General features: G+C 49.2%; 23 protein-coding genes. 8 read left to right on the plus strand and 15 right to left on the minus strand.

The window, feature by feature from the left end:
- The first annotated feature begins 60 nt into the window (after nucleotides 1–60).
- Nucleotides 61–1,749 (plus strand): CPBP family intramembrane glutamic endopeptidase, encoded by a 1,689-nt coding sequence (locus MKX74_RS22430; RefSeq protein ID WP_018885579.1) that lies wholly within the window; start codon nucleotides 61–63, stop codon nucleotides 1,747–1,749.
- Here the strand turns inward: MKX74_RS22430 and uvrC are convergent.
- The 5 genes from uvrC to MKX74_RS22455 form a co-directional block, all read right to left on the minus strand.
- Entirely contained in the window at nucleotides 1,721–3,874 is a 2,154-nt protein-coding gene (gene uvrC / locus MKX74_RS22435) for an excinuclease ABC subunit UvrC (protein WP_018885580.1), read from the minus strand. The two genes, MKX74_RS22430 and uvrC, sit on opposite strands and share 29 nt — an antisense overlap.
- 295 nt (nucleotides 3,875–4,169) lie before the next feature.
- Nucleotides 4,170–4,325, minus strand: a complete 156-nt coding sequence (locus MKX74_RS22440; RefSeq protein WP_341179898.1) for a hypothetical protein — start codon at nucleotides 4,323–4,325, stop codon at nucleotides 4,170–4,172.
- 4 nt (nucleotides 4,326–4,329) lie between these two features.
- Nucleotides 4,330–4,644 (minus strand): thioredoxin, encoded by a 315-nt coding sequence (trxA, locus tag MKX74_RS22445; RefSeq protein WP_018885581.1) that lies wholly within the window; start codon nucleotides 4,642–4,644, stop codon nucleotides 4,330–4,332.
- Between the two features lie 110 nt (nucleotides 4,645–4,754).
- Nucleotides 4,755–5,705: a primosomal protein DnaI gene (gene dnaI, locus MKX74_RS22450; protein WP_018885582.1), complete on the minus strand. Its 951-nt coding sequence runs from the start codon at nucleotides 5,703–5,705 to the stop codon at nucleotides 4,755–4,757.
- 81 nt (nucleotides 5,706–5,786) lie between these two features.
- Nucleotides 5,787–7,301: a helicase DnaB gene (locus tag MKX74_RS22455; protein WP_026281169.1), complete on the minus strand. Its 1,515-nt coding sequence runs from the start codon at nucleotides 7,299–7,301 to the stop codon at nucleotides 5,787–5,789.
- A gap of 422 nt (nucleotides 7,302–7,723) precedes the next feature.
- Between MKX74_RS22455 and hemQ the strand changes: the two genes are divergently transcribed.
- Complete coding sequence (hemQ, locus tag MKX74_RS22460; protein WP_025680185.1) at nucleotides 7,724–8,491, plus strand: hydrogen peroxide-dependent heme synthase; 768 nt, start codon at nucleotides 7,724–7,726, stop codon at nucleotides 8,489–8,491.
- Nucleotides 8,492–8,592: 101 nt separating this feature from the next.
- Here the strand turns inward: hemQ and MKX74_RS22465 are convergent, their stop codons facing one another.
- Entirely contained in the window at nucleotides 8,593–9,786 is a 1,194-nt protein-coding gene (locus MKX74_RS22465; protein ID WP_018885585.1) for an NAD(P)/FAD-dependent oxidoreductase, read from the minus strand.
- A 207-nt stretch (nucleotides 9,787–9,993) separates the two neighbouring features.
- On the opposite strand from MKX74_RS22465, the gene MKX74_RS22470 reads away from it, so the two are divergent.
- Nucleotides 9,994–10,998, plus strand: a complete 1,005-nt coding sequence (locus MKX74_RS22470; protein ID WP_018885586.1) for an NAD(P)/FAD-dependent oxidoreductase — start codon at nucleotides 9,994–9,996, stop codon at nucleotides 10,996–10,998.
- 184 nt (nucleotides 10,999–11,182) lie between these two features.
- Here the strand turns inward: MKX74_RS22470 and MKX74_RS22475 are convergent, their stop codons facing one another.
- Nucleotides 11,183–11,326, minus strand: coding sequence for a sporulation histidine kinase inhibitor Sda (locus MKX74_RS22475; RefSeq protein WP_018885587.1), 144 nt, complete (start codon nucleotides 11,324–11,326; stop codon nucleotides 11,183–11,185).
- A gap of 253 nt (nucleotides 11,327–11,579) precedes the next feature.
- Nucleotides 11,580–12,239 carry a YheC/YheD family protein gene (locus MKX74_RS22480; protein ID WP_018885588.1) on the minus strand — a complete coding sequence of 220 codons (660 nt, stop codon included), beginning with the start codon at nucleotides 12,237–12,239 and terminating at the stop codon, nucleotides 11,580–11,582.
- Nucleotides 12,240–12,435: 196 nt separating this feature from the next.
- Between MKX74_RS22480 and MKX74_RS22485 the strand changes: the two genes are divergently transcribed.
- A complete protein-coding gene (locus tag MKX74_RS22485; protein ID WP_341179899.1) occupies nucleotides 12,436–13,968 on the plus strand; it encodes a Ppx/GppA family phosphatase in 1,533 nt (510 codons plus the stop codon).
- On the opposite strand, the gene ppk1 is transcribed toward MKX74_RS22485, so the two are convergent.
- Nucleotides 13,934–16,072, minus strand: a complete 2,139-nt coding sequence (gene ppk1 / locus MKX74_RS22490; protein ID WP_445667329.1) for a polyphosphate kinase 1 — start codon at nucleotides 16,070–16,072, stop codon at nucleotides 13,934–13,936. The two genes, MKX74_RS22485 and ppk1, sit on opposite strands and share 35 nt — an antisense overlap.
- Nucleotides 16,073–16,437: 365 nt before the next feature.
- Here ppk1 and MKX74_RS22495 point away from each other — a divergent pair, with 365 nt between their 5' ends.
- The 4 genes from MKX74_RS22495 (at nucleotide 16,438) to MKX74_RS22510 (ending at nucleotide 19,422) form a co-directional block, all read left to right on the plus strand.
- Nucleotides 16,438–16,683, plus strand: a complete 246-nt coding sequence (locus MKX74_RS22495; protein ID WP_341179901.1) for a hypothetical protein — start codon at nucleotides 16,438–16,440, stop codon at nucleotides 16,681–16,683.
- A gap of 191 nt (nucleotides 16,684–16,874) precedes the next feature.
- Nucleotides 16,875–17,552 (plus strand): futalosine hydrolase, encoded by a 678-nt coding sequence (locus tag MKX74_RS22500; RefSeq protein ID WP_341179902.1) that lies wholly within the window; start codon nucleotides 16,875–16,877, stop codon nucleotides 17,550–17,552.
- Nucleotides 17,552–18,388 (plus strand): 1,4-dihydroxy-6-naphthoate synthase, encoded by an 837-nt coding sequence (locus tag MKX74_RS22505; RefSeq protein ID WP_341179903.1) that lies wholly within the window; start codon nucleotides 17,552–17,554, stop codon nucleotides 18,386–18,388. Before MKX74_RS22500 ends, MKX74_RS22505 begins: the two co-directional genes overlap by 1 nt.
- A gap of 107 nt (nucleotides 18,389–18,495) precedes the next feature.
- Nucleotides 18,496–19,422 (plus strand): copper amine oxidase N-terminal domain-containing protein, encoded by a 927-nt coding sequence (locus tag MKX74_RS22510; RefSeq protein WP_341179904.1) that lies wholly within the window; start codon nucleotides 18,496–18,498, stop codon nucleotides 19,420–19,422.
- Nucleotides 19,423–19,601: 179 nt separating this feature from the next.
- Here MKX74_RS22510 and MKX74_RS22515 read toward each other — a convergent pair whose 3' ends face one another.
- From MKX74_RS22515 to MKX74_RS22540, 6 genes are all read right to left on the minus strand, one after another.
- Complete coding sequence (locus tag MKX74_RS22515; protein WP_018885595.1) at nucleotides 19,602–19,913, minus strand: hypothetical protein; 312 nt, start codon at nucleotides 19,911–19,913, stop codon at nucleotides 19,602–19,604.
- A gap of 261 nt (nucleotides 19,914–20,174) precedes the next feature.
- Entirely contained in the window at nucleotides 20,175–20,456 is a 282-nt protein-coding gene (locus MKX74_RS22520; protein WP_341180640.1) for a hypothetical protein, read from the minus strand.
- A 96-nt stretch (nucleotides 20,457–20,552) separates the two neighbouring features.
- Nucleotides 20,553–23,432 carry an ATP-binding protein gene (locus MKX74_RS22525; protein ID WP_341179905.1) on the minus strand — a complete coding sequence of 960 codons (2,880 nt, stop codon included), beginning with the start codon at nucleotides 23,430–23,432 and terminating at the stop codon, nucleotides 20,553–20,555.
- Nucleotides 23,429–23,791, minus strand: coding sequence for a response regulator transcription factor (locus MKX74_RS22530; RefSeq protein WP_025680194.1), 363 nt, complete (start codon nucleotides 23,789–23,791; stop codon nucleotides 23,429–23,431). Before MKX74_RS22530 ends, MKX74_RS22525 begins: the two co-directional genes overlap by 4 nt.
- Nucleotides 23,792–23,816: 25 nt before the next feature.
- Complete coding sequence (locus MKX74_RS22535) at nucleotides 23,817–25,457, minus strand: GGDEF domain-containing response regulator (protein ID WP_341179906.1); 1,641 nt, start codon at nucleotides 25,455–25,457, stop codon at nucleotides 23,817–23,819.
- Nucleotides 25,458–25,688: 231 nt separating this feature from the next.
- Nucleotides 25,689–26,096: a hypothetical protein gene (locus MKX74_RS22540; RefSeq protein ID WP_341179907.1), complete on the minus strand. Its 408-nt coding sequence runs from the start codon at nucleotides 26,094–26,096 to the stop codon at nucleotides 25,689–25,691.
- Nucleotides 26,097–26,222 lie beyond the last annotated feature (126 nt).

A 26,222-nucleotide genomic window follows, 5' to 3' on the forward strand; every position in this document is an offset into this window, starting at 1 on the left:
ACTGGCGATTCAATTTCATCTTATGTTATCTTAGAATGGTGTACATAAAGGAGGTATTAGATGAATCCTGTTGGGAAACCAGCCGTGCTCAAGGCTAATTTCAAGCTTCTGAGCCTGCTTGGCGCCATTGGCCTGTTCATATTTTTGCTGCTGCAGGTCATCCTGCCGACACTGGCTGGCAATCAAGAGCTCGTCCCGAAGAAGACCATAAGTGATCAAGAGGCTGTCTCTTCAGCTACTACATTCATCAAAGAGACACTCGGTTATCAGGTAGAGACCCCGGCGAATCCTCTGGTCACCTACCGTGCTCATTCCGATCTATATGGGTATCTCATGAAAAATGAGTTGTTGGCGGAGTACAACCGAACTTGGGTGTCCGAATATCCTTACGATCTGTTCCGTGTTCATATCCCATATGATGATATCAATGCTACGCTTCGTGTCGACCTGGATATGGTCACGGGTAAGGCTGTAGGCTTTGTCGTCGATCGGGGTACCCCTTCATTTATGGCCGAAGGCGTTCTGGAGGATGAGACCAGTGATACGATGCTGCGTTTTGCTGAAGGTAGCATTTCCCTAGCAGACAAACAGGCTGAGGCGAAAGCCGTCCTCACCGATATGGGCTATGATCCTGCTACGCTGGAGCTACTCACGAGCGACGGCGACACTGGGCTGCTCTATCGGGTTACTAATCATCAGATTGGCGAAGCACCACTTGAGCTGAAGTTCTTGTTCGAGAATGGTAAAATTCGATCCTTCGAGCCCATGTTCGTGGCACCGAAGCTGCACACAGATTATGTGAAGCAGCAGACAGCGCAAGCGAATTGGATGTATTATATCGGATTTGCCCTATTCACCTTTGTATTAGGCGTTTTGGCCATTGTGTATAGTATTGTGAAGCGCAGCTTTACCTCTTTTGGCAGAGGAATCGTGCTGAGCATCGTCTATTTCCTGGCTTCCATGATCAGCTTCTTCAACATGCTTCCCGTCTTCCAGAGTGAGAGCACAAGCTCCTTCATGCTGGTATTTCTGATTATCTTCCAGACGATCATTACGATTGTTATGGCTGGGTCGGTCTACTTCTCATTAGTCGGGGGCAATGCACTGTGGCGGGAGCATGGATGGAATCCATGGCCAAGAGCGAAAGAGCCAGGTTACGGGCTCTACGTCCTGCGCAGTATGTGGGCAGGTTACTTGTGGGCGTTCATATTACTGGGTGTACAGTCCATCATCTTTGTGATTCTCGGCATGACGATTGGTACCTGGTCGACGACGGACGAGACTCAATCGCCTTTTAATATGACCTATGCGTGGGTACTGCCCATTATGGCCTGGATGGCCGGCATTGGTGAGGAAGCGGTCTATCGTTTCTTCGGAATTGCCATGGTAAAAAGAATGGTCCGCAGCACCTTGGTCGCCAGCATCATCACATCACTGATCTGGGCCTTCGGCCATACGCTGTATCCAATCTATCCAGTCATTACAAGACCGATTGAGCTGTTATTCATCGGACTGTTGTTCAGCTTCATTTTCCTGCGTTATGGCTTCATTACTGTCATGTTCAGCCATGTGGTGTTCAACAGCATACTTATGGGCATCAGCCTGATGACGATGGGGCAGTTGTCCAATGTAACCGCTGGCGTGGTCGGCATCATATTGCCTGCCATTGTCGGGTATATCGTGTACAAATATAATCCTACACAAAAAGAGAAGTCGTATCCTACGACTCCTCCTGAAGGGCAGCTATAATCGTAGCTGCCAGCTTATCCCCTATAGAGAGAGGCCGGAAGTCTTCGACGCTGGCCTCTCTTATTTTTTTGATCGAGCCAAAATGCTTGAGCAGCATCTTCCGACGCTTCTCTCCAATCCCCGGAATCGAATCGAGTCGCGAGGTGACCATGGATTTGCCTCGTTGCTCGCGGTGGAAGGTAATTGCAAAGCGGTGGACCTCCTCCTGAATCCGCTGCAGCAGGTAGAATTCCTCGCTGTTGCGTGGCAGCACGACTGGCTGTGGTGGATCACCGAGCAGTAGCTGAGCTGTCTTGTGTTTGGAGTCCTTGACGAGTCCACTCACCGGGATGAACAAGCCAAGCTCATGGTGTAGCACATCAATCGCTGCAGCGATCTGTCCCTTACCGCCATCGACAATGATCAGGTCTGGCTGCGGCAGATTCTCCTTCAGCACACGCTCATATCGTCTACGAACAACCTCGCGCATCGTCTCATAATCGTCTGGTCCCTGTACGGAACGGATTTTGTATTTGCGGTATTCCTTCTTCTCTGGCTTGCCATCCACAAAGACAACCATCGCTGATACCGGGTTCGCTCCCTGAATGTTGGAGTTATCAAACGCCTCAATTCGGTACAGCGTCTCCAGTCCGATCGCTCGTCCCAGATTATCAGCAGCCTTGGAGGTTCGCTCCTCATTGCGTTCAATGAGGCGGAACTTCTCGTCCAGCGCGACTCGCGCGTTATCCGAAGCCATACCTGTCATCTGCTTCTTCAGGCCGCGCTGGGGAATATGCACCTTGACTCCGAGCCATTGTTCCAGTGCCGAGGCAGCTGTGCTTGGATCATCGAGACCTCCGGTAAGTGCGGGGGCTTCTTCAATTGCCTCCAAAGCCTCTGACGAATTCAATTCATAGGATACAGCTGCCTCATGGATAGATGAACCGTCCTGATCAGCAGATGGGCTCGCTGATTCCAGCGCCGTTATGTTATCCGCTGCTGGTGCAACTCTCGTCTGCAATACAGCCGAATCCTCGTCATTACCTAGGACAGGCGTTACCTCCTGTGATAATGCCTCCCCTCTTGCTTCAGCCTCTCCCTCTGCTGCGGTCTCTCCTCTCACTTCGACTACGGGCTGCTCGGTCTGCTCCTGCTCAGTCTTTGCCGCATGCTCGCTCAAGACGGGTAGCAGAATCTCCTGCGGCAGAGCCGGATTGTCACTATAATATTGGGTCACGAAGGACACAAAATCACTGTACGCCTCTCCATAGAAAGGAAAGGAGGACATGTGCCGCCCAATCATTTTTCCTTTGCGAACATACAGAATCTGCACGCTCATCCAGCCTTTATCCACAGCATAGCCGAAGACGTCACGATCCTTGGTGTCAGCCGTCGTAATCTTTTGCTTCTCCATAATCGCATCAATGCTGATAATCTGGTCGCGTAGCTCCTTTGCACGTTCAAAATAAAGCTCCTCGGCCGCTTCCTCCATCTTGCGCTGAAGCTCCTTCTTGATCTCCTCATGACCGCCACTCAGAAATGAAGCAATCTCTTTGGAGATATCCTCATAGGTCTCTTCGGAGACCTCCTGTACACAAGGGCCAAGACATTGATGCATATGGTAGTAGAGGCATACTTCCTTTGGCAGCACGCCACATTTGCGTAAAGGATACATTCGGTCTAGCAGCTTCTTCGTCTGATGGGCCGCATAGGAATTGGGATAAGGGCCAAAATATTTAGCTTTGTCCTTCAGGACACGGCGTGTGACCTCCAGCTTGGGATGACGCTCGTTGGTTATTTTGAGATAGGGAAACGTCTTGTCATCCTTCAGCAGGACATTATAACGAGGCTGATGCTTCTTGATCAGGTTGCACTCCAGAATCAGTGCCTCCATGTTGCTCGCCGTCACGATGTATTCAAAATCACGAATGTCGGCTACCAGGCGCTGGGTCTTGCCATTATGGCTCCCACGGAAATAAGAACGCACCCGGTTCTTCAAAATCTTGGCCTTGCCAACATAGATGATGGTGCCTTCCTCATTCTTCATCAGGTAGCACCCCGGCTGATCCGGCAGCAGCGCTAGCTTATGGTTGATGCGTTCTAATGCCTTTTCCTGCTCGCGTATTCGCTCTGCATGATGTTCCATGGCGCAGGGTCTCTCCTTCCAAGCTGATTCACTATATCAATATAAATTGAACTGAACATGTTAAGATTTCGGGTCCGTGCAAATGCGGTGAACGTTTGAACCTTCGCCACTGTTGTCTCCAGATTTCTTCCATATAAACGGCCTATAGCCGTGGAAATCCAGAGACAAAGGCGGTCGCTGTCGCTCCTCCAGTTCCAAACTTCCCCTCCGTTACTTGCCCCCCTTATCAATTTTACAGTTCAACCTATATAAAATCTTATATCGTCCTTCATAGTATATCATGATCCGCTGCTTCTCATGGCTTCTTCTCCTGCCTTCTACTCTCGGCTGTTTCTCCCGACTTCTTCAGCAAGGCAGAGATCAAAATCAAAAACGCCCCCGGCATATACCGGAGGCATTCGTCAGTAATATTGGCAAGAAACGGTACGTCCGAATCGGACAACCGAATCATGTTATTACTGGTGTTTGGACAGCATGTTCTTGAGTGCTTCCTTGGAGTTCAGGCCTACCACTTTATCGACAGGCTGTCCATCCTTGAACACGATCAGAGTAGGAATACTCATCACGCCAAAACGGGAAGCAGACTCCGGATTATCATCCACGTTCACTTTCGCAATCTTGACATCCGACACTTCAGAGGACAGTTCCTCCAAGATGGGTGCCAGCATTTTACAAGGTCCGCACCATGGCGCCCAAAAATCAACCAAAACGGTTCCTTGTCCTTCCACCTCAGTATTGAAGGATTGATCGGACACGTTAACTATAGCCATTGGAAATTCCTCCTTATAGGAAAGTCATATATATTATAACCTCGAATGTCTGTGGCGACACCTTACGATTATAGCATACCACTAATTCAAATGTAAGTAAACTGTGGCAATTAAGACCCACGTTGATTCGTACCCTTGACCGTGATGACATCTACGAATGGCCGGATACGATCCATCAGCCGCTGTCCCTTGTACACTTCCTCGCCATCCTTGCTCGTGAAGCTGAGATGCTGCTCCAGGCCAGCTAATGAATAGTTGGAGGTAAAGAAGGTCGGCTTGCGATTCATCCGATAATTCAAGATGGAGCCAAGCACATGATCACGTACCCACGGACTCAGATTCTCGGCGCCGATGTCGTCGAAGACGAGCAGATCACAATTTTTGAGCATATCTGTCGTCTCCTTCAGCTTCTGACCATCCTGGAACATGGACTTGAGATCCTCCACAAAATCAGGCATGTACACGATGACTCCATTATAGCCGGACTTGGCCAGCTCATGCAGCATATAGCCTGCGAGGAAGGTCTTGCCTGTCCCGAAGGTACCCTCCAGGTAAAGCCCGCGCGGAGTTAGTCCTTGCGTCTTCACCTCATTAATGTAAGTAAACACCCGACTCACTGCCGGCACGCGCTGTAGATCCTTACGCGAGATCTCCACCGCATCATAGCCCTCACGCAGCGCTCGCTCATCCACGTAGAAGCTACGAATACGCTGCTTAACCTGCTGCTCATGCTCCCGGGCCAACTGGAGGTTGCAGGGCGTACGGCTGTCTACAATCTGGGTGCGCCCTTGAGCCTCCTCTACCATGAGATTGCAATAATGGCCTTGAAAATCATTCGGACAATGCTCAAGTCCAGGACATTGGGCACAATTACTACGATCTCGCATGTATTGGTACAGTCTGCTCATATTCAGACGCAGCAGCTCATCATCCAGCTCTGGATGCGCAGCACGGAATTCCTGCACCAGCGGGTGGTTCATCACCTGCTCGGTAATATTTCGTGACCGCTGCCGGAACGACGGGTTCTGCATGTTCTGCAGCAAATCACCTAATGATTCCATACCTTGACCTCCCTTGCGATCATTACTTCTATATTCATTGAACTTTGTACGTTAAAGTACGTTCACGTAGATTCACTTGCCTTACAAATTCGACTTTTTGCCAGACTGCATTTGCTCCGCCATGCGTAGCAACTCCTCCAGTTCTTGCTCGGATACAGGTGTCTCTGCCACCTGATCCTGAACAATTGGAATCGAGGGCTTGCCTGAAGCCCCCTTCACGGACCGCGGACGCTGTCCACCACCACTACTGCCCCCAGTTGACTTACGTCCTTTGACTTTGGATTGGTCTCGAATATACTGGACGGCCTTCTCATAAGAGTTCACCTGCTTGACGAGCATATTGGAGGCTACCGTCTCGACGAAATTCCGGTTGATGCGCTGATCACTTCCGGATACCAGCATGGTCATTAGATAATGAATAAGTACATTGATCACTTCACCAGGAAGCTTGTAGCTCAGATCAATCTTTTCGAATATATCCAGCAGATTGCCCGGGACTGTCCCCGGAAAAAACGTCTGTAATAAGCGATAATAAGGCTCATTGCGGAGCATCATATTATATTGATGGATATCGCACTTGCCCTCGAATTGCGGAGGCACTTCTACATAATATTCCATCTCGACCGCTTGCTCGGCAGGCGGCTGTGCGGTCTCCTCTTCCACGCCTTGCCGCAATGCGATGACCTTGGCAGCCTTCACCTGCTGGTCCTCCATCCGCTTCTTGGCTTGTCTGAACTGAAGCTGTGCATGATACTGCAGCCGATCCAGCACAACCTCCCCCTGCTCCGTGAAGACATCCTCTTCATCCAGCAGGCGGCTTACATCCTGAGCGCTCAGATCATATTTGTGGGCCACATATTGTACCACACCGAATTGCTCATAATCAAAGCGCAGGCGCTCAACATGCTTGCGGTTCACCGATTCTCGTGGAAAACGCAAAATCATGTCTGCATAATTGAGTTCTCCGGCCTCATCCGCCGAAGCCCCCTTATGGCGAGACACCGCTACCTCAGACAAGGCCTGCTCCAGCTCATAATCAATGACATGGGTATTCAGCTCGAATATATCGTAAAAGGGGACTGAAATGTTCTCTTTATTGTGAAGCATCTGCTGCCAGTCGGCCGTCTCCTGACTCCATAGCGATGCACGCAGTGACAGGACGGCGAACTTGCCAATCTTGTCTCGCAGGAGCAAGGTCAGATGCTGTGTACGGAAAAATTCCGAAGGGGATAATGGCTGCTGTAGCTCATATTCATACATATAATCATCCGTGTCCGGAGCATACATTCTGGACGTCTGCAACAGTCCGACAGCTTCAAGCTTTGATGTCTGTTCAATCAGATATTTGCGTCCCTTCTCGCTCGGCTCCAGGCCTAGCGTCAGAAAAAGACCGCGCTGCTGCTCTACAGGCGAGTAACCGATCTGTCCAGCCGGAATTTGCTGGGACAGCAACTGATATAGACTGACAGCAAACGCTCCTACCATCGGCTGATATACCTTGCTCAGCATGATCTCATCGACATGCCCAAGCCCGAACTCGCGGTATACGCAGTATCGGTGGTGCTCCGTAAAATGCAGCAGATTCTTCATGCGCATAGTGTGCTCTTCCTTTCCTTGCATCACCAATCTCCAAGATGCCTTACTATTCTATCATACTTGGGCCGCTGATAAAGACGGAAAATATACGGATATATGCGAGGATTTCACGATCATCTTCAACCTACTTCGCCCTTAGGCGCAAAATCGGAGGATTTGATCATCGGCATGAATTTTACTGGCATCGTCATTTGCTCGTTTCGTTTCTTTTGCGCTACAATAAGATGAAGCCAGTCATTCCTTGCAGGATGCTGGTAGGTCAATCCACATGCTTATCCATACAGATTACATAGGCAGGAAATGATCCTGCAAACGTCAAATGACAGCACAGGGCCGCAATCAGAACAGCCGGGTATCCTATTCGTAGCGATCACCGACTCTTCCTTCGGCTCTTGCTGATTCAGCAAAGGAGTGTACGTAGAATGAATCAACCTGTAGCACATACGAATGAGGCCGCTGCAACGCTGGAGGGCTGGTACGCCCTTCATGATTTTCGATCCATCGACTGGACGGCCTGGAAAGCTGCCGATGACGAGGAGCGCGCTGGAGCACTGGACGAGCTGCGTGAATTCATGGAGGAATGGGGAACGACGGAGGCCGATGGACTGGGCAGCTCCGCTTTGTACACCATTGTTGGTCAGAAGGCCGACTTCGTAATGATGCATCTGCGCGAGACGTTAGAGGATCTGAAGACGCTGGAAAATGAATTCAATAAGACTACCTTCGCCAAATATACGACCAAGGCTTATTCTTATGTCAGCGTCGTAGAGCTGAGCAATTACCTTGGCGGCAAGGACGAGGACCCGATGCAGAACCCTCAGGTTGTAGCCAGACTGAAGCCAATTCTGCCGAAGAATCGCTACATCTGCTTCTATCCGATGAACAAGAAGCGCGAGCTTGCTGACAACTGGTACATGCTATCCATGGAGGAGCGCCGCACAATGATGCGCAGTCATGGATTAATCGGCCGCAGCTATGCTGGCAAGGTGAAGCAGATCATTACTGGCTCTGTTGGCTTTGACGATTGGGAATGGGGCGTAACGCTGTTCTCTGATGATGCTCTTCAGTTCAAGAAGCTGATCTATGAAATGCGCTTCGACGAGGTGAGTGCGCGCTATGGCGAATTCGGTTCCTTCTATGTTGGTAGTGTGCTTAACGCCGAGTCCATTGAAGAGATGCTGAAGCTATAAGCAGCCCGGAGTAATTCCAGGTAACGGCTCACATATAAACAAAAAAAACAAGCCATCGAAATTTCGTATGGCTTGTTTCTTTATTTTCGCTTCCGTTGTAATTATCCGAAGAATCGCCCCTTCTTCATGACCAGTGGAATGCCACCAATAATGAACAAGTAGCGCATATCTACGACCTTCTTAAGCTGGGCTGCAACCCAGCCCTTGATCTTCTTTCCGCCCACGACAGCTACCGCCTCTCCTTTACCAAGCGAAGCTACTGTTCCCTTGTTGCTGAATACGAATTTGTTAAGCTCTCGCCCGCGAATGGAAGCAACTATGTTCCTCGCGCACGTCACACCCTGCTGCATGGCAATTTGCGCTGTTGGGGGATATGGCTTTCCAGCCGGATTCAGCATTAAGGAGTTGTCCCCGATCACGAAAATATGATCGTACCCCGGGATTCGCAGGAATTCATCCGCCTTTACCCGGCCACGCATGACCTCGAAGCCGGCCTTTTCAAGCAGATGATTACCGCGAATCCCTCCAGTCCAGACTACCGTGGAAGCTTCTATTTTTTCTCCTTCGCCAATAATGACGCCATCAGCCAGACACTCCTTGATTGGAACGCCAATACGGAAGGTGACCCCTTTGCGCTTCAGCACATCCATCGCATATTCGACAAGCTCAGGATCGAAGCCTGGGAGAGCCGTTGGGGCAGCCTCGACGTTAATAATCGACACCTGACTCGGGTGGATATCATATTGACGACACAGCTGCGGCAGACGGTCAGCCAGTTCTCCCGCGAATTCAATCCCGCTAAATCCGGCTCCCCCAATGACGAAGCACAATCGCGATTCGAGTCCGTCGTTCTTGTATAGGGCCAGCTGATATTCGATGTGCTCACGAATGAGACGCACCGAATTAATGCTGCGGATCGTCAATGCATGCTCCAGCATACCTGGAATACCGAAGGTCTCTGGCTCGCCGCCTAACCCCAGTACCAGATAATCATACGGGATAGACCCGCTATCCAGAACGACAGTGCGCTCAGCTGGCTGAATCGCCTGAACGGAAGACTTGATCAGCTTCACCTTCAGACCATCAATCAAATCTCCGATCGGGATTCTTGAATGCTCAATGCTATCTGTTCCTGCCGCCGGCATATGAAGGTGAGTCGTAATATAGTGATAATCATGCCGATTGACGAGTGTCACATCTGCTTCCTTATGCCTTAATTCCTTTTGCAGGCGCTGTGCTGTCAGGATACCGCCATAGCCTGCGCCCAGGATTACAATTTTAGGTTGATCGCCCATGAGACCTACTCCTTCCGTATTCCTAATCTTCCCTGTCCTGAATCTGAGCATACACATAGCTTGCAACAAAAATGAAGGTTCTATTAACTTACGGGGGATGAACTTCCCAATCAGAGTTCGTGCGTTTATAATGATAGTCAGTTGAATCATACGGATTGTGGCCTGATTCCCTGTCCATGAATGGTTCATAATTACAGCGGAGGTGTTATGAATTTGGCTACACCAACAGGTGAACATATAAGTGATCTAATTATTATCGGAGGCGGTCCAGCAGGGATTTTTGCTGCATTCTATGGTGGAATGCGTCAGGCCTCTGTTACTCTGATTGAAAGTATGCCCCAACTCGGGGGACAGCTTGCAGCACTTTATCCAGAAAAATATATATATGATGTAGCAGGCTTCCCGAAAGTTACCGCCCAGGAGCTCGTGAACAATCTGGTTCAGCAAATGAATCACTTCAACCCCAATGTACGACTGGAGGAGAAGGTCGTCTCTGTCGTGAAGAAGGATGAGCGTCATTTCGTAGTGACGACTGATACCGCAGAATATGAAGGACGAGCCGTCATCATCACAGCAGGTGTTGGTGCATTCGAGCCTCGTCGTCTGGAGCTTCCAGAGGCAGCCAAATTCGAGAAGACGAATCTGCATTATTTTGTGAGCGATCTGAGCAAATTCGCTGGCAAAAAGGTATTGATCAGCGGCGGCGGCGACTCTGCTGTAGACTGGGCCCTGATGCTGGAGCCAATCGCAGAGGAAGTCACTCTCATTCATCGCCGGGACAAGTTCCGTGCTCATGAGCACAGTGTCGAGAATCTGATGGCATCCAAGGTGAAGGTCATTACTCCTACTGAGATTGTTAGCCTGGAAGGGGAAGATCAGATCACCTCTGTCACACTGGCTCACGTCAAGACCAAGGAGACGCAGACGATTGAAGTAGACGATGTGATCGTGAACTTTGGCTTTGTATCTTCACTGGGGCCTATTTCTGAATGGGGCATCGAGATTGAGAACAATTCGATCGTAGTCGATTCAAGACAGCAGACGAATATCCCTGGCATCTTCGCAGCTGGCGATATTACCACCTACCCTGGTAAGCTGAAGCTGATTGCCGTAGGCTTCGGAGAAGCGCCTACAGCCGTCAACAATGCGAAGGTATATATTGATCCCGAGGCTAAATTGTCTCCGGGCCATAGTAGTAATATGAAGCTATAGCTCTCCATGTAGCATATGAGAATAAAGGGTGCTTTACTCCCGTATTTTTTCACGGAAGTAAAGCACCCTTTTGTGTGGGGAATCATATCTTGTTGGCAACGGCAGAAGAACGGCTTTGGAAGGCTCCTATACCAGCATCCGGCCCAGATGTACAACTCCGAGACAGCGTCTGCCTGGAGGGAAATTAATGCAGAAGAGTCGTGTCATCCACAACTAGCTTTCTCTTCTGAATCTCTGCCAGAAGCAATGTGATAAAATCACGATCAAGCTTCAGCTTAATTGCCATGTGATAGGATTCCAGCAGCATTTCATCCGTCAGCATTCCCATCCAAGACACACCTTTCCTTTTTTTTCCTTATGACTATTCTAGCAAATTAACATCGGCAGAACAAGTGTTCCTGATATCCACAACCACCTGTGGAAATCCTGTGTGTAATTTGTTGGTAAGTGTCTCGATCCCTTATACATTGCAGTGGATAATGTGGATAATATTTATGCACAGGCTCCTACTCTATATAAAGCTTCCAAAAAATAAATTTGCACACTACTAGTAGGTTGGGAGACACACCACGAAAGGTGATTTATTGTGGCCTAGTGTTAACCTCAAGTAGCCAGATGCGCTTGTCACGGTCAATACCGTAGTCGAAGCCAAGCTCACCAATACCAGGGAACTGCTCTTCCAGAATGGAAATACATAATGCAGTCAAGGCTCTCATTTCCTTACGTTTGGGAGATACAGCCTTCGCACCTAGCGAACGCTTCAATGCATCGCGTCCCTGTAGCATCGTTCCTCCCTTGCAAAGGTTGGTTACGACGAGGCCTGGCTTAGCTACCCGGCCAACCAGGGCCCGTAGCTCCCAGAGGTCACCATTCTTGACCATCTTCAATCGGTAGTCCACAGGTCTACTTCCGATCGTCGCCAGTCGAATGCCTTGCTGAATCAAGTAAGGACGTTTCAGCTTGACGGCCTCAAGCTTCGTTATCATCTTCTCGAAATCTCTGAATCTGTGCGTTCGTTCCATTCGGTTAAAGGCATACCCTTCAGCTGTACGAAGTACCCGAATAACACCACTCCCGCCTCCGCCTCTTACAGGCTTGATGAACACCATCTGATAGCGGTCCAACATGAATCGAAGATTAGTAGCAGAGTATTCGCTGGTCTCCGGTATATGGGCTGCTACCTCGGCACTTCGCAGCAGCGCTTCCGTTTTTAGCAGTTTGCTAGCTAATTGTCTTGGCACATTAATGTCTCCTTTCTCGGACGGATATATTAACACTGTACTCAAATGGTAGCTTCACCTCTTGGATGTTTGTCCGAGGCGAGGGCCTGTTTTACCGTGGAATTCATGAGTGGGTAGCGTGTCACTCTCATCATTGATACAATATCTCTATATATTTGGATTGGGAGAATACCACTGACTAAGGAGATTAGCTCTAATGTATGAGACTGTAGGCATTATGGACATCGGGTCCAACTCTATCAGACTGGTGATATATGAATTCACTACAAACGGTGAATACCGTGTAATACAGGAATGCAAGGAATCGGCACGCCTCAGTGCCAAGATTGGGCCGGAAGGTAGAATGGAGCGGGAAGCGATTGCCGTGATAGCACCCATTCTTCGGCAATTCCGGCAGGTGTGCGAGGTATTCAATGCTACGCGAATCCGTGCTACAGCTACCGCAGCGATCCGCAATGCCGCGAACACAGAGGAGATCATCTCTTGGATTGCTGAGGAGACGGGTCTGGAGCTGGAGGTTCTGTCTGGCGAGGAAGAAGGAACCATGGGTTTTCTTGGTGTAGCCAATACGATGAATGTGCTGGATGGAATCCTCATTGACATTGGGGGAGGCAGTACGGAAATTACCTTGTTCAGTAGACGTGAGCGTCTGCAGACGGTGTCTTTTCCTTTTGGAGCTGTGAATATGAACAGCCGCTTCGGGACAAATAGCGAACAGGATAGCTGGGACGATACGCGTATTGAAGCACTTCAGGCCGTTGTCCGTTCAGCGTTAGCCGACCATCCCTGGATTACCGAGAATCTAGGACTCCCCTTCGTTGGCCTGGGAGGTACGGCACGAACGTTGGCCAAGATCAGTCAGAAGCAACGGAACTATTCCCTGCCAATCCTGCATCATTATGAGATGAGCGTCGAAGAGATTAATGAGATGTACCACAGACTACCAAAGATGAGCTACAGTCAGCGCAAAAAAATAGCCGGCCTGTCCAAGGACAGAGCCGACATCATTGTATCGGGACTTATTATCTTGTACACCATCTTCTCCGCTGCCAAGGGAACAGCCTTTATGATCAGCGGAGCTGGACTACGAGATGGTCTGTTTCATCAGATGAGAAATGCACGGCAGCCACTTGTAGCAGATCCACTCGATGCAAGCATTCAGAATGCGCTGGCTTCCAGCAGTCCGGCTAGAAAAGAGCATCTGGAGCGGGTACTCAGCCATACTCGGCAACTATGCAGACTACTACAGGTCGATAACCTTCCATCAGATGAACGTATTCTTCGTACAGCAGCCATGCTGTACAAGAGCGGCGCTACACTGAACTATTACCAGTACAGTCAGCATAGCACCTACCATATCATGCGCGGTGGACTTGGTGGTCTATCACATCGGGAGACGGTGCTAGCCGCAGCACTTGCGGATTATCATCCGAAGCTGCGCACAGAGCAGCTGCTTGATAACCATCGTGACATCGTGCGGCATACAGATACAGCATGGGTCCATCAGACCGGCTCTCTCCTACAGCTTGCTATTGCCCTCGATTGCAGTGAGAGTGGAACGATTCAGCAGATGGAGGCCTCCCTGCAAGAACAGACGCTGCATTTAGCACTATTCTGTAAAGGCACCCCCGTACTTGAGCTCAACGAGCTGGAGAATAAGGCCAAAGATGTGCAGAAGGTATGGAACCTGCAAATTACTTGGTCCGTACAGTCCGTTTCCAACTCTTAATATTCATGGATTCAAACTGGCTGCGAATGGATGGCTCGCTATGAGGTACATAAGCGTAGCTTCCATTCGGCAGCAGTTCCCTCGCTTTGACATTGTCTTTTAGCTGCAGCTGCAATATTCGAATGACCGATTGCTTCAATGTATTATCGTTAACTGGACACATGAGCTCGATCCGTCTGGTCAGGTTGCGAGTCATCCAGTCCGCGCTAGAAAGATACACCTCCTGCTCTCCCCCATTCTCGAAGAAGAACAGTCGTGAGTGCTCCAGGAATCGATCTACGATGCTAATGACGCGAATATTCTCGCTAAGCCCCGGAATACCTGGACGCAGGCAGCATACTCCGCGTACAATCAGCTCAATCTTCACTCCAGCCTGAGAAGCTGCATACAGCTCATCAATCATTTCCTGATTAGATAAGGAATTGACCTTCGCCTGGATGTAGGCGGATTTGCCAGCTGCCGCATGACGTGCCTCACGACGAATCAGCTCGAATAGTCGGTCCTTCATGCCTGTCGGAGCTACCGTAAAGGCCTTAAGCTCATTCGGGGTTGAGAAGCCCGTGATCTCATTGAACAGTGTAGACGCATCCTCCCCGACAGATTCCTCTGAGGTGAATAGTCCAATATCTGTATACAGACGAGCCGTGCTCGCGTTGTAATTGCCTGTACCGACATGCACATATCGCTTGAGGGCGTTCTGCTCATGTCGTACGACGAGGATAATCTTCGCATGGGTCTTGAGTCCAACCAGTCCATAGACAACATGACAGCCAGCCTTCTCCAGCTTGCGGGCCCAGGCAATGTTACGTTCCTCATCGAATCTCGCCTTCAGCTCGACCACTACAGTCACCTGCTTGCCGGACTCAGCGGCATGTGCCAAGGCCGGAATAAGCTTGGATTCCCCATTTACCCGATATAAGGTCATCTTGATCGCCATGACATTCGGGTCCTCCGAGGCTTCAATGACAAAATCCGTCACAGCATCGAAGGATTCATATGGATGGTACAACAGCACATCCCGGTTCCGCAGAATCTCGAAGAACTCTTCCCTGAGCTCAAGCTCTTGAGGATAGACAGGCTTGATAGGTGGGAAGCGCAGGTGGGAATGACCTTCCAATCCTTCAGCAAACGAGGACAAGAAACTCAAATCCAGCGGACCATCAATCTCAAAGACATGATCATTCAGCTGGAAGGCATACTGAAGCTCCTCAAGCGCATAGGGGTGGATTCCTTGCTCCACCTCCAGACGTACAGGCGCCCCGCGACGACGGCGACGAAGCTCCTTCTCGATCTCCTCCAACAAATCCTCAGCTTCCTCTTCATTAATGAACAGATCAGCATTCCGTGTAACCCTGAACCCATGAACTGCCTCTGGCGTGTAACCCCCGAATAACGTATGGATATGATTCTTAATGAGCTCCTCAAGGAAAATGAATGACTTGCGTTTGCTATTCGCCCGCCCAGGAATCGGCACTAGTCGCGGTATATTGGAGGGTACCTGGACAATGGCAAAATAGAGATTATCATCCGTAGCAGCCTCTTTGGGCTCGGATTTTTTGAGCTTGCCCTTGGGCATGACAACGTTACGTTTCAGAACTACCGCCAGATACACATATTTATTATGAACGAGCGGGAAAGGACGGCTCTGATCGACAGCCATCGGCGTCAGGACCGGAAATACAATATCATGATAGTAAGCATCCAGTGCCTTGCGTTGGGTCGGGCTCAGATCCTCATATTCCAGAAAACGCAGCCCTTTTTTGACCAACTGACGTGATACCTCACGGTAGGTCTTGTATTGGTCAGAGACCATGGAGCTGGCTCTCTTCATCAGTCGTTTATATAGGCCTTGTGGGGCATAACCGGTAAAATCCTTTTGCATGAAGCCTGCTTTAATCTTTTCTAGCGTCTCAGCGACGCGAACACCCATAAATTCATCCAGATTGCTGGAAACGATCGCAAGGAACTTGGCTCGTTCGAGCAGTGGGGTCTCCTCATCCTGTGCCTCCTGAAGCACCCGGCGATTAAATTCAATCCAGCTCAGATCACGGTTAAAGTACCGAGAGGAGCCGGATTTGTCTATAAGCTGACGTTCATTAAGGATCATCGATTCATTAAGCATAGGGCCTCCTGTGTACAATCAAAAAGTGTCTAATAATGTTGAAACTCTGTACATTACTATTGTACTACCCGCTGAACTGGTCAAGCATCTGCCGAATGTTATGGGAATGTAAAATCCATGTAAAATAAGATTTAATCTTTACATCTGCTGTACGATAAGGTAAAGTCATTACGTCCGTCGGCATACCTTCCATCCATGTAAAGTACCATTTCTTCGGTCAACTGATCAGGAGGCTTGGATACGTGATGGCATGCTGAAAGACACAACAGAAATATTACCTTTATTATACCTAATTTCAGGCACAGTGCTCGATGTAAGTCTGCATAAATTCAGGAGGATAAATCAAAATGGATTCCAAAAGGAAAACGTTCATACTGCAAAAGAATATCGACTTCTTCACTGCAGCCCTCTCACAGACACCCGTCTCGGTCTGGCAGGAGGATGCTACAGGCGTATATTGCGAGATTGGCCGTGGCTGCATCGAGATGTTCTCGGATCAAGTCATTCGCATCGCCAATCCTGATCATACAACGAGTCATTACGAGCGAAGCTCCACGATGTTCCAGGCTGTCATGCAAGACAAGCCCATCTAAGCTCTCGATCAGTTAGCCATTATCTCTCGATGAATTAGCCATTATCTCTCGATGAGTTAGCCATTATATGATATGTATAATCCCGGCGCCAATTATGGCGCTTTTTGTCATTTCATTACATGATTTTTTTGAACCTGCTTCTGAAAAGGTGTAGAATGCTTGTATTGGTTAACACGGAAGGGAAGATACAAATGACAGAAGCCAGAATACATACGAGGTCTGACACAGCAGGCCGTGTGTTGATTATGACCGCAGTGGAGGCTGAGCGTGCCGCTGTGCTTAGAGGTGTCGGAGATGACCCTCGCTTTGTCGTGTCGCTCGCTGGGGTAGGTCCTGCCTCAGCCGCAGCACTCACTGCTGCCCTACTTGCGAAGGATTCCTATGCAATGGTGATCAGTGCTGGAATCGGGGGGGGGTTCAGTGAGGTCGCAACGATCGAATCCATCGTGGTAGCAACCGAGATCATTGCTGCCGACCTAGGGGCTGAGACACCGGATGGGTTCAGTAGTGTGGAGGAGCTAGGCTTCGGAAGCAGCAGGCTGGAGGTAGACCCTGCCATTGCTCAGCAATGGGTGGACTTACTCCAGGCTGCTACCATTCCCGCTTGCAGGGGCCCCATACTCACCGTCAACACAGCCACAGGTAGTGAGAAGCAGGCGTGCGAGCTGCGCAAGCGAGTGCCAGGCGCCGCTGCCGAGGCTATGGAGGGATATGGGGTCGGCATAGCCGCCCGCACCTTTGGGCTACCCTGTTATGAAATACGCAGCATTTCCAACGCCGTGGGACCGCGTAACCGCGAAGCATGGCGAATTCAGGAGGCACTTCACTCGCTGGAGCTCACATTCCGCACATTAATGGAGGTCATGTAATGCAGATTGCTTTTTCACCTTGTCCAAATGATACCTTTGTCTTCCACGCCTGGGCTCATGGCCTACTGCCAGACGCACCGCCGTTGGAAGTTACATACGCCGATATTGATATTACCAACAACCTTGCAGTTACACCAGATGGACTGGAGGTCATGAAGATTTCCTATGCTGCCCTGCCCTGGGTGCTGGATGAATACGCTCTGCTGCCTTGTGGCGGCGCATTGGGACGTGGCTGTGGTCCCCTTGTACTCACACGTACGGGAGCCATCTCACCAGAAGAATTGTCTGGCAAGCGAGTGGCTGTTCCCAGCGAACGCTCCACAGCCTATCTGCTCTTCCGGCTCTGGGCGGCCAAGTATGTTCCAGGGGGCGTGGGAGAGATCATTGTGATGCCTTTCGATCAAATTATGCCCGCCGTTCAGGAAGGCAGTATTGATGCTGGACTGGTTATTCATGAAGCCAGATTCACCTACACCAATTATGGACTGCATATGCTGGTAGACCTCGGAAACTGGTGGGAGGAGGATACAGGATTGCCCATCCCGCTTGGAGCCATTATAGCTCGTCGAACGCTTCCACTCGCTCAGATTTCACAATGGATTCGTCAATCTGTAGATTACGCCTGGAAGCACCCGGAAGCCTCGCGTGAATATATTCTCTCCCATGCACAGGAGATGTCTCCAGACGTAGCAGAATCCCATATTGCTCTATACGTGAACGAGTTCACGGCGGAGCTTGGAGAAGACGGCTACGCTGCTATTGAAGCATTGCTTGGACGAGCTTCTGCGGAAGGACTTGTACCCGCCTTCGATCTGGCCAAGCTGCGTAGCTTGTAAGCTAGTTCTGATTCATAAGCCTCACCATTCGGGTATGTAGTAAGAAAGTCTGAGAAGTCACCACAATACACGACTGGTTCGACCATCCAGAGGAGGGATGAGAATTGATGAAGAAATGGGTATCACTGGTTCTGGCGGCCGCATTATCCGGGGCACTGTTCGTTTCGGTATCTCATGCAGCATCCGCGCTGCAGGTCACAGGACCATCCCCGATCCACACTGGTGCATTACAGGTATCAGTGAACAACAAGATTGTAGAGCTCCCCTCCGGAGCATCCGTAATCATTTATGAAGGTACAACTCTGGTTCCCCTGAACGTTGTTCGCTCCCTCGGACATGAGGTGAGTTGGGATAACAGCAGTAAGACCGCATCGTTAACAACATCAAAGGGAAGCATTACGCTCCGGCTTGGTGCAACATCAGCTACACTGAACGGCAAGCAGGTGACGCTTAGTCAGCCTGTGATGCTGCGCAACAACTACGTGATGGTACCACTACGCTTTATCGCAGAATCCTCAGGAGCCTCTGTTGGCTACAGCTCATCGAATCAGGTGGTCTACGTCGCCTCAGCTACAGAGCAGGAGCTTGCTAATCTGGCCTTGCCTTCGCTGGCCACTGCCCGAGCAACCGCGCTGTCCCTGCCATTGGTTGATATGCTCATTGAGCTGGAGAAGGCACCTACTGATAATCGCTCGCTGGTATTTTTTCAAGAAGGACGATCTGACCGATTCATTTCGATACAAAATGATGTCATGAGCTATTATCAGGTTATCAATGGGGTGAAGTACAAAAAAGGTACAGCCCAAGTACGTGCCGGACAGTCTGGAGCCGCTCCCTTTGCTTCAATTCCATACAGCTTGACTAGCTCCTACATTGGCGCAGAACGCCCGGAGATGTCTGGACGGATGGTATACTTCCGTGCCTTGCCTGGAGGAGGCCTTGAATATGGCTATGCCACTGCGAGTGGAATGGCCAAGGTCGGGGAGACGACTACGATGGAGCTAGCCATTCCTGGTGAGCAGCGAGTGAACTGATCAGAGTATAGCAGATGAATGACGAAGCATGATTACCTTGCTAAAATCTGTGATACTACATAGTGCAAAATGCGCACAGAACAGTGCAAGAGCACACAGAAATAGCCCTGCTGGCGATCACCGTCAGCAGGGCTATTCCTTACGTTCTTAGAGCTTGTGCGGAGTGCTTCAGTACTTTACTACTGCTCAATAAACTCCGGCTTGAAGACTTGATCCAGCTTTGCACCTAGTCGCTTCACCAGCGGAACCTTGATATCTCTTCCCAGCTCTTTCAGGAAGACGTCAGGATCACATTGAACCTGCTCCAGCTGCAGCTGAATGGCTCCTTCCTCAACAATGTTGGGATTGTCCTCCTCGGGCACCACTACCGAGACATCATACTTTTTCGTCAGCGTATTGCTGTATCTTGCGAAAATTTCAAGCAATTCATCGTTAGTGAATTTCTCAACCGCTGATTTCCCTTTGTTCGTAAAATGCAATTTCACTTTCAATGTAATGCCCCCTTTTCATCAGATCCTGCGTGACATTCTCTATGGCGCTGTGAAAGGTTGTTCGGACACAGTCAGTCAGGCGACTGGGATCGAATATTGCAGAATGCTGGCATATGTTATCTATACTACAGTATATCCTTCTTTCTTATTTATATCTACTGGTTGTAATCAACTGTTTCCACGCATCCTGTAAAATTTTCATAATTTTCAATCATGCGGGAAAATATTTAGACAATTATTACATTTCTGATGCTAAATTGGCTACACACGCTTGGTGCAGACCCAGCCATGGGACTCGTACTCACGAGCAGCGTCACGTAAATCCTCCACATCACTAGTATGGATCGTAACCGCTGGAAGCACAACCCAGCATTCAGCAACGGAGTAATCAAGCATGACGTCTTCTACTTCGTAATACAGCATATCACCAAAGGCGGCATCCATAATTTTATGTCCGATATGAGGAATGGCTTCTGATTCAAACGTGCGTGAGACCTTCGTATACTCATTCACACCTGTAGCCTTAATTTGCTGAGAAATCACAATGTTCAATTTTTGCTCCTCCTGTGTGGATGTCTGTCAGTCAACACTCCTGAAAGCCCCGAATGACAAGCTAACGTGCCATGTCCGGTGTCCAGGTTATTCGTTATTGGGAATGGGACCCGGAACAAAGATCGAGCCTCTGGCATGCTGATGATCATTAATGATCTGCAGAAGCGCCATAGACAGCTTGTGGGGTAAGTAGGGCTTCACAAGATACCCCCGGGCTCCAATATCCAGGGCACGCTCTTTTTCCTCAAATGCGCTAGAGATTAGAATCGGCACATGCTTGAGCGCATCCGTTTGCTTCATCTTCTCAATCACTGTCCAGCCACTCATACCATGAGTAAGGACAAGATCCAGCACTACCGCAGTAGGAGGCTGTTCCAGCATAGCCTCAAATGCTTTTTCCCCACTCGTGAATTGTACTGCCTGGTAGCCGCTTCCGGTCAGCTCCTCAGCCAGCAGGTTGGACAGACTCGCATCATCCTCGACAATAAAGATGGTTCTGGATGCTTGGCCAGTCTGCAGCTCTGATTCCCTATAGCCCTCATTCACAAAAGGGAGCAGCAGCGAGAAGGTACTGCCTTGGCCATAAGTGGATGTTACTTGTACGTCGCCACCGTGATGCTGCATAATCTCTTTTACAATGGCGAGGCCGAGTCCAGTTCCGCCAATCTGACGGCGATCTGTATTGTCTACACGATAAAATTTTTGGAACAGCTGCGGAATAGCTTCTGCTGGTATGCCAAGCCCTTCATCTGAAATATCTACTCGCAGATAAGAGTCCTCGATACCTAAAGTAATACCCACCTTGCCACCAGAAGGTGAATACTTGACCGCATTTCCGACTACATTCATGAGCACCTGTTTGATTTTATCCGAATCAGCCTTCACCGTTACATCTCCAGCAGCGTTATCGAATACGAAGGTATGCTTGGTTGCCTGCACCCTCTGCATGTCTATCGTCTCTTCAATCAATTCCGCCAGACTGACCCGACTGAAATGGTAGGTCTGTCTGCCTGATTCCATCCGCTGCAGATCCAGAAAATCATTGATTAACGACGTCAGTCGGTGAGCCTCCTGATGAATGGTTCGGATATATTTCTTCTGACGCTCTGCGGTCAGCTCCTTGTGCAGCAGGAGCTCAGCAAAGCCGAGCACACTAGCCAGCGGGGTCCTCAACTCATGGCTGACGGTGCTGACGAATTCGGATTTCATTTCATCCGCCTCGTACTCCTTCGTAATATCACGGTGTACCAGCAGCGTCCCTGCATGATTACTTCCCGTGAATAGCGGCTTGCTGTACATCTCGATCATGCTCCGATCCGGCATAGCCATTTCATATATGATCCGTTGCTGCTCAGCAGAGCGACCATCCATAAGATCTGTTAGGTACTGGCGAAGAGGAGTAGCATCCGCTAACAGAGGGGACAGCTTGGTCTCCATGTCCTCCAATGTCAAATGAACCTCGGGATTATCATCGTGTTCGAGCATCATCATTCGCTTCCAGCTTGAATTCACTTGAATGGTCGTTCCATGCCGGTCCAGAAGCTGGACCCCAACATCAATTGTATCCAGAATATCCTGAGTCAGCTTCCGATGACTCTCGGCATCCTCATAGATAGCCAATTTCTCCAACGAGAGTGAAATTTGCTGGGCAAAGGACTTCGTCTCCTCCTCCTCTTTGGAGGTAAATTCTCGTGAAAAGCGTGTCAATGCCAATATCGCAATAATTTCACCATTTGAATGGAGAACGGGCACAAAAATATCGCTCGCTGACAGTTGCCCCAGATGGTATCCTTTCTCTGCGTCGCTTGCTTGACGATGAATGCTATAAGGCACCTTGGTCTCTTCCAGTCGTGGCAAGATGCCCTCTCTATAATTTGTTACAAACTGGATAATCGAGTGCTCAGACAGACCAAATGAGGCATAATCTGTCTGTGCACCCGGGAGCAGCAATACGCCCTTATCAGCTTTCATGATGGCTGCCATATGTGTAATAATGCTCTGAAGCAGCTCTTGTCGGTCGAGTGTTGTCGAGATGGAGCGTATGAATTGATTATGCTTTTGAAGGCTATGCTCCTTTTCCTCCATTTTGACGAGGGCCTCGGTAAGCTCCTCCTGCTGCATCTGAAGCTCATCCTGCTGTGCCTGCAGCTCCTCATTCTGGGCAACAAGCTCCTCTTCCTTCGCTTGAATCTGGATCATCATGGATTGCAAAGAGCGGGCCAGCACGCCAATCTCATCTGGGCGATCTGTGTAGTTGACCTTATCCACACCACCAAGCGTAAAGGCTTTGGCACTGCCCGCCAGCCGAATCATAGGCATGCCCAAATCCCGAGCGGTCTTGATCATCATCAGGAACAACAAGAACATTATGAAGAGCACATATACGATGTATTGAACATTTTGAGCTTGGAGACGATCGATGACCTTTGTCTGTTTTTCTTGTCCACGAGTACGATATTCAGCATTTAATGAGCTTAGCTCCTCAAGAAGATGATTCATTTGCATCGTGGCGCCTTGCTGGGATAAATTGCGCAACTCCCTATAATCCCCGTTCTGAGATAGCTCCGTAGCCATAGGCAAAGCCCGGGTAAAGAAATCCTTCAATAGCGAATCCAGATTATCCATCACCTGAATTTCCCTTGCGCTAGCCTGGTATTTCTTATAATCAGCTATATTTCGTTCCACTGCAGCCTTTTCTTCAAACATCTTCTTATACTCTTCTTCATTCTGAAGCATAAAGTACCCGCGAGCACGGAAAAAAACACCAGTAAAATGATGCGACAGCTCATCCAGAATCTCCTGCTTGGCTACCAGCACCTCATCCATCTTCCGAAATTCTTCTTGCTCCCGCTGCTCGTTCAAGTACAGAGCCCCTGCACCGATAAAAAATAGCACCAGAACAGTCAGCATCATACCCATGAAGCGCATCATTAAATTTCTGCGGAATGGAATGACCCACTTGCTCATACAAGCATTTCCTCCACCTTGCGAACCAATTCCAGTGGACTGAAGGGCTTGGACATGAAATCATTGGCTCCCGCCATCCTTACCCGGTCCTGCTCCCGATGCTGGTTCTTGGCTGATAGCATCAGAATTCGAGTATGCTGTCTGTCTGGCATAGCTCGAACCTGTGTAATGACATCCAGCCCTGTTAATTTAGGCATCATATAATCCAGAATGACCAGATCGTAGCTTGTCGAAGTAATCCGCTCCAAAGCTTCCTCTCCATCACACGCGACATCCAGCTCGTATCCTTCATCTTCAAGCGTATCCGCCACTAGCATACGCAGCACAGGTTCATCCTCTGCAAGCAATAACCTTTTCAACATTTGTTCCCCCTCAGACTTATGTTTAACTTTTGATGGCCAGATTCATGCGAGCAAGCAGCCGCTTCATCCGGGCCTCTAGCTCACCGATATGAAATGGCTTAGTCAGATAATCATCTGCACCAAGCTGCAAGGCACGTACAATATCGTTCTCCTCTTTGCGACCCGTAAGCATAATGACAGAATACATACTGGACCTCGGCAGCATTCGAATACGCTCCAGCACCTCCAGACCATCCATTTTCGGCATAACACCATCCAGAACGACCAGGAACGGGGACGATTGAGCATGCCAGGGGTCCGCAAAAAACATTTCGCCATCGCGATAAGCCCTCACCTCTACCGGCATGATCCCACCCATCGACTCCTGCAGGGATTCCAGCAGCAGCGCGCGAATGATGGCATCGTCATCAATAATCGCGATGTTCAATTTACGGGAGTAGGTCTCCTTGACCATACCCGTATAGCCAACCTCCACCCTATTGCGACCACGCTCCTTGGCTTCGTACAATGCCAGATCAGCGATGCTCAGCCACTCGCGACACTGCTGTGGATCAGCATCCAGCACTTCCACTACGCCAGCCGAGAACGTCATCCGCAGACCTGCATCAGGCGCCCCCAGCTCCAGAGTCGAGAATTCACTGAGCAGTCGTTCAAGAACCTGCTTGGCTTCGTCAGCACTGGTCTGCGGCAATAATAGTACGAATTCCTCACCACCAAACCGTATCAAAATATCTGCCGTGCGAATATTCTCCTTCATGTACGAGGTGAATCCAAGCAGCACCTTGTCGCCAACAAGATGTCCATGCTGATCATTCACCTTTTTGAAATAGTCCAGATCAATGACCGCTAAAGAGAAGTTGGAATTCAGACGATTGCGTTCACGGCATAACCGCATATAAGCTTCATCCAGGTATTTCCTGTTCATAACTCCTGTTAGCTCGTCCATAAATAACAGGCTGTCGATTTGCTTCTTCTTCCGCATTTGCCGATTCAAGCGCGCCAGCAGTTCATCCATATCTAGCGGTTTATTGAGAAAATCATCTGCTCCCATCTCAAACGCCCTAAGTCGGCTCTCTTTTCTGGTATCTGTGCTGATGATCGTTGTCGGAATGAAGCCCTTGCTGATCCGATCCTTCAGGGTAGCAATAACCTCGAATCCGTTTTTTTCGGGAATAATCAGGTCCAGAATCAGACAGTCTGGCCATAAATCATGGAAGTAGTGAATCGCTTGATTGGGATTGACCGTAGCGATGACAAAAAACCCCCTCGACTCCAACTCTTCCTTCAAAAATTGAAGCAGAGCAGCGTCATCATCCAAAATGAGGACGAGCGGCTGCTCGGTGGGGATCTCTGCTCTTGTAGGCATCGGATGCTTCATCTCAAGCTCCTGGCTATGTCCAGTGGTGTAGCTAGTCTTAATGATAGGCATTAGGAAGGTACGTAGCTCGTGAGGCGTCCATACATAATCGGAGATGGGCTCTAGTCGCTCCAGCAACGAGCTGGACAGCTCAGATAGAGCTGACATCTGCAATGTGCCTGCGGTGCCCTTGACCGAATGAAGGAATCGACGCACTTCTTCATGCTCGATAGCTTGAGAGAGATCGAACCAGTCATCCATTTGAGTACGTATGTTAGCCAGCAAGAGATCTATGTATTTTCTCAAGATTATTTCCCCTTCTCGGATCTGCTGCTTACGACAAGTTCCTCTTACCGAAGTGACAGCCTGGCCGAATCTTCCCTAACAGAGATACTCAAGATCTGACTAGTAAGTCATTCCAGAGAAGAGCACTGCCCTTTTCACTAGATTTAAATAAAAAAGACCACCAGCAAAAAAAGCGGCAGGAAGGGGTTCACCTGTTCTAAATTGGAGAGTTTTGTCGAATAGATGATTTGATTATACCATAAGCTGCTTTGAAATTTGATAGCTTACCTGAACAAAGATATTCTGACAATCAGTGATCATTCGCTGAAAGCCCGCGTGGATGATCTCATGTACACAAGCGATCATTGGGACATAATAATCAGTAAGCAGGGGATGAAGTTCATTCGCAAACTGAAGAAGGGCCCTGTACTTTTCTAGATCGGCATTGGTGTACGTAGTATCAGATGAGATGTCTTTCAATAAAGCTGTTAATTTCTCAGCGATCGGTCCCAGAAGGACTGCTCCAGTTGCCTGATCCATCACGGCAGAATAGACTGCTATTCTAGACAACTGGTTAGATATTGCCGTGACTTTTTCTGAAGTCAGATCTTGGGGGTCAGAAGAACCCATGATTTGATAGCCATTCGAAATATTATACAATGCACTGCCTGCATGCTTTCCAATTTCATTTGAGTTGTTTTACTTATATTTTGTTGATTTTGATATAATAATAGCGAGCAAGAAATTACAGCGACAAAAAGTATCAGAAGCAATACTGGAATTGTT

The sequence above is a fragment of the Paenibacillus sp. FSL K6-1230 genome (genome assembly GCF_038002385.1).
Classification (GTDB): domain Bacteria; phylum Bacillota; class Bacilli; order Paenibacillales; family Paenibacillaceae; genus Paenibacillus; species Paenibacillus massiliensis.